Below are 10275 nucleotides of genomic sequence, written 5' to 3'. Positions count from 1 at the left end.
CCACGCTTCAAAAGCTCTTCTGTTGAAGGCATCAGACAGACTTACGCGTCTGCGACCTTGCGACCCTTGTATTCAAGGAACAACTCGGTGCCTGCGGAATCCGTAACGACCTTTGCCTGGTGCGGCAAGCTGTAGGTGACGCGACCGTTTTCCATGGTCTTCACCAGGGTAGGCGCGGTTGCCTTCCACTGGGCGCGACGGGCGCGAGTGTTTGAGCGGGACATCTTCCTCTTCGGGACAGCCACGGCTACTTCTCTTCTCTCTCGACTGAATGTGTACTCTGTGTCGCGTCCTCTGCGACGATGTCGGTCAGCCCGGCAAGCGCTGCCCAACGAGGATCCAAGACCTCATGGTGATGCTCAGGATCCTCATTCAGGCTTTTTCCACATTCGGAGCAAAGCCCTGCACAGTCTTCCCGGCATACCGGTTGGAACGGCAGCGCGGTCACCACTGCATTCCGGAGCACCGGTTCGAGATCAATACGATCATCTACAACCTGGTACTGGTCAAGCTCTTCTTCTTCGGTGAACTCGTGTAAGCCCTCGTAGTAGAAGAGTTCTTGAATGTCGGCATCGAAGTCGTACGCCATGGCTTCCAAGCACCGTCCGCATTCACCGCTGATTTCAACAGTGGCGGTTCCGGAGACCAGAATGCCCTCGTGCACGGCTTCGAATCGCAGATCCAGATCAACTTCCGATCCTTCACGGACTCCGATGAGTGCCACACCGATTTCAGCGGGTGCGGCGACCACCTCATCAAGGGTCGTCATGTTTCCTGGGCTTCGCCCAAGATCCTTGGTTAAGAAAACCAGGGGCGAACTGCGATCGATGCCGTGTGACGACGAACGATCTGAACGCTTTTCGCTAATGATGACTCCTGTAGAACATAGACCGACATTACATCCTAGCGCGGTTTGCGACGGGAGCCAAAACCATTGAGGAACGCGCGTTGCGTCACAGGCTGGCCCGGGCCGAATAATTCATCGACTACCCTGCCGGCAGATTCTCCGTCGTCATGGGGAGCAAACCTGGAGATGAATTCTTCGCTGGGACCGGTCTGCCCCAGTTCTCCGTCCAGTGCACTCCCGAGTGCCGCCCACAGCTGGTCCTCGTCGGTGACGATGGGCCCCGGGAGTTCCTTTTCGTAGTCCAAGTAGAAGCCGCGCAGGTTGTCGCGGTAGTTCTCAAGATCGTACGCGAAGAAGAGGATCGGCCTGCGCAGGAGGGCGAAATCAAAGAAGACCGAGGAGTAATCGGTTATCAGGACATCGCTGGCAAGGTAAAGGTCCTGGATCTCGGGGTAGGCCGAAGCGTTGATGATTCTCCCCCGGAGCTCCTCGGGAATCCGCAGCCCTGAACTGACCAAGACGTGCATGCGTAGCAGCAGCACAGTGTCTTCCCCAAACCGCTCATTGAACGCCTCGAGGTCGAATGGAAGCTCAAACGTGAACCGGCCCTTGCCGTTGCTGGCATCGTCCCTGAACGTTGGTGCGTAAAGGACGACCTTGTGGCCTTCGGGGATGCCCAGGGCGGCCTTTATCTCTTGTGCCCTCACGCTCGACTCCGGCCGCAGCAAGGGGTCGTTTCGCGGGTAGCCGAGCTCCAGGATCGGTCCCTTGTAGGCGAAGGCACTTCTCATCGCCTCCGTTGCGTATGGACTTGGCGACAGAAGGTGGGTCCACTGGCCAATGGCACGGGTCACACGGTCCAGATATCCTTCATCTCGGCCGTGGATGTCTTCAATGTCGTTGAGCATGCGCTTCAACGGTGTTCCGTGCCAGGTCTGGATGTAGACGCCGTTTTTGCGCCGCGTCATGTAGAACGGCAGGTTCTGGTTCACCACCCAGAACTTCGCGCGCGCCAGATACCAGAAGTAGGCCGGCGAAAGCCGCTTCACGGTGGTGGTGTTCGGGTCTGTGAACTTGTGCGGACCGTCGTAGATCCATACCTTTTTGCGTGAATCCCCGCGCCGCAGCAATTCCTCATAGATGTAACGCGGCGAATCCGCATACTGTTTCCCGAGGCCGGATTCGAAAACGACCAACTCCCGGTCCATGGGCAGGCGACGCGCAACTGCCTGCATGCGCTTCATGAGCGGGAAGTAGCGGCCACTGTGGCGGAAGCGATTCAGGGCACGTTCCGGCAACTCGTTCTGACCCAACTTTTTCAGGTCGATCTTGGGCTGGCGCATGTCCCAGACTGCCTGGAAGACGCGTGAGGCGTGTGAGCGGTCGCGAGCCACGATGAACTTGGAGGCACGGTCGCGGTACGTGGATTCCATTTTCATGTCTCGCTTCACCGTCGCATCAAGTGAAACGATCAATGATTCGCGGGTAAAGGCTATTCGTCCTGGCAGTTCGCGGTCCAGGTCGAGATGGGAGCCAGGTTTTCCCAGGAATCGATCACGGTCGAACTGGAAATAGTGGACGGGTTTGTCAAGGAAGCTGAAGTCGAAGCCGACGCTTGAATAATCGGTGATCATGGCAGCGCTCTGCTTCATCAGGAACTGGACGTCAACCTCGCCCTGTCGGACGACCCGCACCGGTGCACCGGCAAAGTACGAACGGAGGTGCTGCATGTTTGGGTGCAGGCAAAAGATCAGATCCAGTTGGTTGTCGCCAACCAGCTTGGCCAGCGCCGGATCATGAAGGAAGTCGTTCCATTGCTGGAAATAGTCGGAGTCGACAAATCCTTCGTCGTTTTGGAGCCAGTCGCGCCACGTTGGAATGATGAGGACTTGCCGGGGTTCCACCGCAACATCGTTGTCAAACAACGCGTCGAATCGGGGCAGGCCCGTCACAACCACTTCGCCGGGATCGTAGCCGAAGTCCTTGACGATATAGGACTTTTCACGGTCGGATGAAACGCAGAAGAGGTCCGTCTCAAATCCGGCGGATTTCTTTCCGTAGTTCGGGACCATCCATTTGGTTCCCATGACGCCGTGCTGAAGGAAGACCTTCCCGGCACGGGACTTGGCCAGGAATGCCGGATGTCTGGTCGGATAGAGGTAGTCGGGGTGATGCGAGCCGATGATCCTGTCGGCAGCAAGCGCCAACTCGAAGTGCTCCTTCGACTGGTACCCGACAACGTTCCCGAGTGGACGCACGTTCTCGTATTCGGGCGACGCAAGATCCACGACGTAATAGGCGTCGACCTCGGGATGGTTTTGACGGACGTACCTGAAGAAGTGGAAGCCGTTGTCCTGGGCCTTGTACGGCAGTTCCCCAATCAGCCAGATCGGTTTGCGTCCACGGCTTCCCAGGCGGTGTTTGGAGGGACTGAAGTCCCTGAGGGCCTTGAAGGAATCCTCGTCGACAACCTCAAGCAACAGGGACGTGGCCTTGCGCTTGAAGGTGTAATAGGGATTGATGATCAATGTCTTGCCGTTGCGGGTAATGTCTCCCGCCCGCGTGGTGGCCCGAATGGCGTATGGGGTCCTGGCCACGCGCACTCGCTTCGGCTCCTCAACACCTTCGAAGTCGACGTCGAGGTAAAGGTCGAAATTGTCCGTGGTCGGGATTTCGTCCCAGTCCACGCCCCAAAAATCGATTTCGGCATCCCAGGCGTATCGGCCGAATCCATACCGCTGACGGGTCTGTTCCTGCAGCAGCTTCAGATCCACCGTGCCGCTGAATTCCTGGCCGCTTCGTCGCCCGAGAACCACGAGGCGTGCGGAAACCAAGCGTGAACTCTTGCTGTAGGCAATACCGGAGAGCCGCAGATTGCCCGCAACAACCGAAATTGCGTCGGTACGCAGCGTGAGGCTGTGCTGGATCTCGCGGTTCAGTGCAATGGCCAGCTCGCCACGCTTGTTGATGTAGGGGCGTGCGAGCCCCGCGGCCGATTCATGATCCGCGAGTGCTTCCAGGTCCGTACGTGCGGCTCGCCCGACGACGCGATGGAAACGAAGCGGAGCCCCAACTTCGACGGAGCCGGATGCCACCGCATCATTGAGCTCGGCGCGAGTCAGAGTCCCTTCGGTGGCAGCCAGCTCGATGGCGGCAACCCCTAGCGGGAGTTGGCCAACTTCACCTGCATATTCCATGCAGACACGCACGGTGCCCTCGAGCGCGTCTGCCGCGTCGTCGGATCCCCCCACGATGGCCGGCGCAACCGCGTTCCACTGCTCGCCCAGCACGGCGAGGTCGATGACACCGGTCGAAGCATGGGCGTCGGCATCAAGCTGGTCCACGGAGTCAAGCGCGATGCTTGCGATGACGTTCTTTCCATGCAGGACGCTCAAGGCCAGCGGCACATGGCCTGTCACTGCACGAATACGAAGGAATCGTCCTTCTTGGCCGACGTGGAGGGAGGCCGCTCCCGTGAGCGTCCGGGTCTTCCTGTTGGCATCCCTGCGGTGCAGTCTTTTGCCGTACAGGTCCTGGACCATGCCCGCCACGTTCGTGGGTTTTTGCTTCACAAAGCAACCTTTCAATCAGGAAAATTCTCTGGGGTGGGAGCTCGCGCTGGTCGCCGACCGGCGATTCGTCAGCGGCGGCCAAGAACCGGCAGCGCGCCCTGTGCGTCATGGTGGGAGCATGGACCCGGACAGTCTTCAACCATGGGGAACCGCCGGCGGCATGTGGTTTTCGGAGGATTCAAAGGACGATGGCCAAGGGAAGACATGCCGCAGGAACTCCTGGACGGTAAAGGTGCGATCCACGCGTTCGTGCTGACGGGTACTGACTTCGTTCAGGCAAAACATCTGTGGACGCTTCTGCAGGAATAGACGCGACAATTTGAGGTGCACCTGCTCCGAGGAAAGATCAATGTAGCGGTAGTCGATCTCACCGGGGAACGCCACTCCCATGGCACAGCCGTAGTAGTGCGCCAGCGAGGAGGGTATCGAAAGATCGCTCTCGCTTCGAAACCTTGCCCTGGCAGTCTGCCGGGTCTCCTCGGGATGCTTCTGGGCGATCGTACTCAAAGTGGTCCTGAGTTGGGCGTGGGCCACATGTTTGAATTTGTGGGCTGCCGATTTCCCAAAAGTTGCTTGCAGGAGTCGATTGTTGTTCAGGGCAGCGACATTCACCGGGAGGTTCTGGGTCTCTTCTAGGTCGAAGCGCCCGTCGGATAGCGCGAATTTCGGGTATCCGGTCGGCGTGTAAAAAACGTGCTGCCCCAGCAAACGTCCAAAGAACACGTCGTCATTGACGTAGAGGAAACGCTCGGCCAGGTCCGGGATCCTGTGAAGCTGGGATTCGATGGCGTGGGAATTAAAGGTCGGGAGCACGTCACGGTCCTCGAAGATCTCCTCGTGGTCAATCAACGAGATCTTCGGATGGGCCTCGTTGAGCCATCCCGGTCGCTGCCCCGCCGTCACCACGTAAATGTGGTTGACCCAGGGAAGGAACGCCTCGGCCGAGCGCAGGGAGTATCTCAGTTCGTCATGGGAGGTGTACCGCGCCGGATCGTCTGCGGTTGGCAGAAGATGGCCGGTAACCTTCGCCTGGGTTTCCCTCCGCCGCCGTTGCCAGGCTTCGTCGGCCCCGTCAACCCAGGTGTAGACGAGATCGATGGGTTCGGAAACCTCCAGGACGCTGGTCAAGGCCGGAGCCTTGCCACCAGGTACCACCAGCAGTCGTACACCGATCGCTTCGACCAAGTCACCGCGGCGACCCGTCTGGGACTTTGTCGCACAGCTCCAGCCGGACATTGCCCCCGGGTCCAGGGCATCCTCGGCCATCGGCACGAGCGAAAAGCCTCGGGCCCTCAACTCGGAACACAGCTTCGGTGCTGCACGAGGGTCTACGTAGACCAACGCCAAGTCCCCTTGCCATTGCACACGGTATGCGGAACCCGGAGAGGAGCTTTCGAACGCCTCGACCTGCAAGCGACGCTGGTCGGCAATCGAAGAAGCCGATGCAGGTGTCTTGTTGTCCATGATCTCGATGGCACGGCGCCAATAGCCGGGGGGAATCATGGCACCAACACGGCCTTTCCAACCGGACTCAAGACTCATATGTACATCCTTCGAGGTATCACGTTCAACGCCCACTGGTAGGTTTAGCGCCCAACCAGTCTATTCATTTTCCGTCGACGGTTCCGACATCCGCTCGTCCGCGCCCTGTCGGGCCCACATAGGATGGTTTCGTGACTACCTTCGATGCCCTGTTGCGGCAGTCCCAACTCATGTCCAAAAAAGTCCACGCCATGGCGGTGGAAAAGAGCGTCCGCGGCACTTTGCGCGATTCCGAGCCTTCGCCCGCCGATGCCGTTGATTTTGTGGTCTTCTTTGCTGATGGGCCAGGTCAAAGCTACCAACTGGAGCAATGGACGGCGCCCTTCGAAGCCCTCCAGGATCGCGGATACGGTGTATGCCTGGTGGTCATGAACGCGCTCAGCGCCCGCCTTTTGGCCCAGCGGACACGACTTCCGATTTATCTATCGCGTTCAATGGAACGCATCGAGGCAGCGCTGGCGTCCTGGGGTACTTCCGGTATTTTCTATGTGAACAACTCACAGGTCAATTTCACGATGTTGCGGATCAGTGGTCCGGCCCATGTGCACCTGAGCCACGGCGAGAGCGAAAAATCGTCGATGGTTTCCAACCAGCTCAAGGCCTACGACTATGCCTTCATTGCCGGCCAAGCCGCACAGTGCCGAATCATGGAGAGCATCCCCCGCATTGATCCTTCCGCCTTGGTTCAGATCGGCAGGCCCCAGCTTGACATCGCCGTACCCGGAGCCGCTGCACGACCTCCCGGTCCACGCACCAAGGTGCTCTACGCACCGACGTGGGAGGGAGATGGCAAGAACATGGCCTACACGTCCGTGATCTCGGTTGGAGCCAAACTGGTCGAGGCATTGCTGGCCGATGAACGCTTCACCGTGGTGTTTCGTCCGCATCCCAAGACCGGAAGCTGGTCCGCGAAGGCGCGACACGAACTCGCGCACATTCAAAGGGCCATCGGGACGGCCGCCACCAAGGAACCGCATGCCGGTCACCGCGTGGAGGTGTCGGGTGATTCATCACGCAGCATCCTCGACGCAGACGTTGTGCTGTGTGACATCTCGGCAATGGCAATGGATGCCATCGGATTGGACAGGCCGTTGCTGCTGCTCCACAGCGCCGACACCAAGATGATCCGCGAGCTGGCCCCGGAGCAGTCGCTGTCCCTGGAACAGGCGGGAACGCTCCTGCGGGGACGGGGTCAAGAATTGCTCGACACCATCGCGAGCCTGGGCCGGACCCGGCCATCCGGCCAGCAGCGGTCGCTACGTGCAAAGGTCTTTGGCGATCCCGCGTTGGGCAGTGCGACGGAGCGGTTCATCGCCGCTGCAATCGCGGTCACCGGTCCCGACGGACGGAGCTAGTTCCAGACAGGCGGCAGCCACGAAGGGGACACATCTGCCGATGGCCCGCTCCCGGCAACGGGGCATGCATTGGTGGCGTCCGGAATGCCAAACAGAACACCAAGAGCGCTGCAGGAAACGACGGGACCCGACTGCGGCGCCAGGGCTAGGAAATCTCTTGTAGGGCCTTCTCCAAGTCCTTTTCCAGGAATGGAGTCAGGGTTTCTGCGTAGGTTGCAGTGATGTGTGATGCGTCGAAGTACACGACGACGCCGCCGATGACCGCCGGGCAAGTTCCGTCCTGGCAAAAGTATCGAGTGGGATCGATGACTGCGACGTTGTCGTGCTGGCCCTCTGCCGCCACATCGGCCAGCGGATCCATCCACGTCCATTTGTCGGTGCTCCCCGAACACTCTTTATTGGCGTCTTTCGCCGTGGCCACGCAATCGGGAATGTTTGGCACTGTGGCGCCGGGGAACGGAGTGTCGCGGATGACGACGATCGGGGTCTCGGAGTCCGTCCATCGCTCCAGGTACTTCTCGTACCCGCGCCGCGCTGGGGCCTCGGTCGTTGCAAAGGAGTGGTCCACGACCGGGACGGACTGCCGTTCGGACGTGATGATGAGATCAAACTGGCCGTCAGCGGTCTGGTCAATGACCCAGTTGCCGTAGTCGAAACAGCCCTGGGACTTGACCTCCGCGTCAAACTTCAACTTGGCATCCGTGGGATTGCACCTGGATACAAGGAAGGTGGTGATGGTCCAGTCTTTTTCTGCAGCCATCTTTTCAAGTGCCGGAAGCCAATGCCCTGCATGCGAATTGCCGACCAGCGCGACCTTTGTCTTGCCGCTGCCGTAAGTGCACGTGGGCTTCTTCTCATATGGTTCGCTGGACCAACATCCGTCGGCATAGGCAGCGGATTTGTCGTCCTTCGCGAGGGCTGGCGACAGGATCAGCTCTTTGTCGGCCTCGTATTGGCAGGCGCCGCTTTTGTCGGTGAGCGCCGACGCGCCGAAGCACGGAACAGATCCCTGGACGGCGGCCTGGAGCGAAACGTTGGCAACCTCCTGCCGCTTTTGGGCATCCACGGCGACACCGGAAGCCAACAACGCCACGGAAGCCGTTGCGACCACCAAGAATCGGACCGGGGTCACGAGCGGTGAGACATCGAGCGTCCTGCGGAATGCGTCTTCGACATATTTCTTGGTGATCATCGACAGCAGGATGGTCGCCGCGGCAGCGGCCGCCAGGTCCAATGCGCCCAGCTTGCCGGAAACAAACGGCAGCAGGACAATAATCGGCCAGTGCCAGAGGTAGATCGAGTACGAATGATCCCCGAGGAAGAGGAAGGGCCTTGAACCGAGCAATGGGGTTGGCGAGAAACGTGAGGTGGCAGCAACCCAGATCACCATTGCCGTCCCCACGACCGGCAGTGCCGCCTGGTAACCGGGGAAAGGAGTGGCCGAATCGTAGGCGAATCCGGCGCCGATGATCCCGGCAATTCCGGCCCATGCGATCACGGCACCAGCGGGCGAGGAACTGAAACGTGACCTGGGCGCGGGGACCAGTGCCACCACGGCTCCCAATGCAAGCTCCCATGCCCTGGTGAAGGTGGAGAAGTATGCAACTGCCGGTTCGACGGAGGTGAGGTAAATGGAGTAGGCGCAGGAAAGTGCGACGATCAGTGACACACCGACAAGCACAAATCGCTTTGCCAGCAGTCTCTTCTTGACGGCAAACCACCAAAGTGCAGCGATTACCAGGGGCCACAAGAGGTAAAATTGTTCCTCAACCGCCAGCGACCAATAATGTTGGACGGCAGTGGGAGCGTTGTCCTCGGCCAGGTAGTCCACACTGGTGGCCAGTAGGAACCAGTTCTGCGAGTAGAACGCAGACGCGATGGCCTGGAACGTATTGTCCCGCCAAAATGATTCCGGTGTCAGCATTCGAACCGCAATGACGGTGGCGAACAGGACCAGCATTGAAGCCGGAATGAGTCGTTTGATCCGACGGAGCCAGAAGGTGCCAAATTCCTTGGCTTTGCGGGGTGGATGCTTTATCAGGTGCGAGGTAATCAGGTAGCCGGAGATCACGAAGAATACATCGACGCCGACGAAGCCACCGGTGATACTCTGCGGCAGAAGGTGGTAGATGACGACGAGTCCGACGGCAATGGCGCGCAGGCCTTGAATATCGGGCCTGAATTGTGTTCGCGTAGTCGTGTTGCTCATGGTCTCTCGTTGGCTAATTCTGGAATCATTCGTGTGCTGCGCGGCACCGGCCTGGTGAATTGGTCGACACGACCAATTCACCACATGGCAAGCCGCCGCGAGGCTGGGCCCCGATGGCAGAAGCATAATGCTCGACTGCGCCCCTTACCACATGACCGACGAACCTGGGATGGGGATCGGGCCGCCGCTAGTGGAATTTCCGGCAACGGGCTTCAGGGAACCAAGCGGGCGGACGCGGGAAACGTTGCGCGCTCCGATCGGTGCAGGATCTAAGGTCTAGCTCAGTTCCTTGACAATCTGGCTCAAGCTGTCGAGGGTGTCCTTCAGCTTGGCGACATGGCGTTCGTCGAAGGCGCTCAGCACCCGCTTCAATTCCGTGGTGGAGATGCCCGAGGTGCGGGGAAGATATACGACCTCGACTTTGTCGCCCAAGTCGTCGAACTTGCCCTTCCAGTCCTCTCCGATGCCGAAGACATCGACATCGTACTTGGCAATGTCCAGACGCTTCTGCTCCCAGTTGTCTTCCGGGATGGCCTCGTCGACGTACTGGATTGCCCTGACGATCTCGATGCGCTGATCGAAGGGAACGATCGGCTTCTTGCCCTTGATGGCGTTGAATTCATCGGTGGATACTCCGACGATCAATCGGTCACCTTTTTCCTTCAGACGCTTGAGGATGTTCAGATGTCCGATGTGGAAAAGATCAAACGTGCCATAGGTGAGGACTGTTTTTGCCATGTTCAACTCCAT

At 59.2% G+C, this 10275-nt stretch carries 7 protein-coding genes; 1 reads left to right on the top strand and 6 read right to left on the bottom strand.

The features are described 5' to 3' along the window. Positions 1-41: 41 nt before the first annotated feature. The 4 genes from rpmF to ACIPUB_RS15470 all read right to left on the bottom strand — a co-directional run bounded on the left by rpmF (position 42) and on the right by ACIPUB_RS15470 (position 5961). Complete coding sequence (rpmF, locus tag ACIPUB_RS15485) at positions 42-245, bottom strand: 50S ribosomal protein L32 (RefSeq protein WP_007273166.1); 204 nt, start codon at positions 243-245, stop codon at positions 42-44. 2 nt (positions 246-247) lie between these two features. Then, positions 248-811 carry a DUF177 domain-containing protein gene (locus ACIPUB_RS15480; RefSeq protein ID WP_217390510.1) on the bottom strand — a complete coding sequence of 188 codons (564 nt, stop codon included), beginning with the start codon at positions 809-811 and terminating at the stop codon, positions 248-250. Between the two features lie 92 nt (positions 812-903). Beyond that, positions 904-4419, bottom strand: coding sequence for a CDP-glycerol glycerophosphotransferase family protein (locus ACIPUB_RS15475; RefSeq protein ID WP_407608175.1), 3516 nt, complete (start codon positions 4417-4419; stop codon positions 904-906). A gap of 135 nt (positions 4420-4554) precedes the next feature. Next, entirely contained in the window at positions 4555-5961 is a 1407-nt protein-coding gene (locus tag ACIPUB_RS15470; protein ID WP_407608174.1) for a stealth conserved region 3 domain-containing protein, read from the bottom strand. Between the two features lie 131 nt (positions 5962-6092). On the opposite strand from ACIPUB_RS15470, the gene ACIPUB_RS15465 reads away from it, so the two are divergent. After that, a complete protein-coding gene (locus ACIPUB_RS15465) occupies positions 6093-7316 on the top strand; it encodes a CDP-glycerol glycerophosphotransferase family protein (RefSeq protein ID WP_407608173.1) in 1224 nt (407 codons plus the stop codon). Between the two features lie 145 nt (positions 7317-7461). Here the strand turns inward: ACIPUB_RS15465 and ACIPUB_RS15460 are convergent, their stop codons facing one another. Both ACIPUB_RS15460 and ACIPUB_RS15455 read right to left on the bottom strand, forming a co-directional pair. Continuing rightward, the gene (locus ACIPUB_RS15460) at positions 7462-9525 is read right to left on the bottom strand and encodes an acyltransferase family protein (protein ID WP_407608172.1); all 2064 of its coding nucleotides are present in this window, start codon (positions 9523-9525) and stop codon (positions 7462-7464) included. A gap of 276 nt (positions 9526-9801) precedes the next feature. Then, positions 9802-10263: an adenylyltransferase/cytidyltransferase family protein gene (locus ACIPUB_RS15455; RefSeq protein WP_264269776.1), complete on the bottom strand. Its 462-nt coding sequence runs from the start codon at positions 10261-10263 to the stop codon at positions 9802-9804. Positions 10264-10275 lie beyond the last annotated feature (12 nt).

The organism is Paeniglutamicibacter sp. ORCA_105 (assembly GCF_045798545.1).
Classification (GTDB): Bacteria; Actinomycetota; Actinomycetes; order Actinomycetales; family Micrococcaceae; genus Paeniglutamicibacter; species Paeniglutamicibacter sulfureus.
This window is presented reverse-complemented; position numbering and strand designations above follow the sequence as displayed.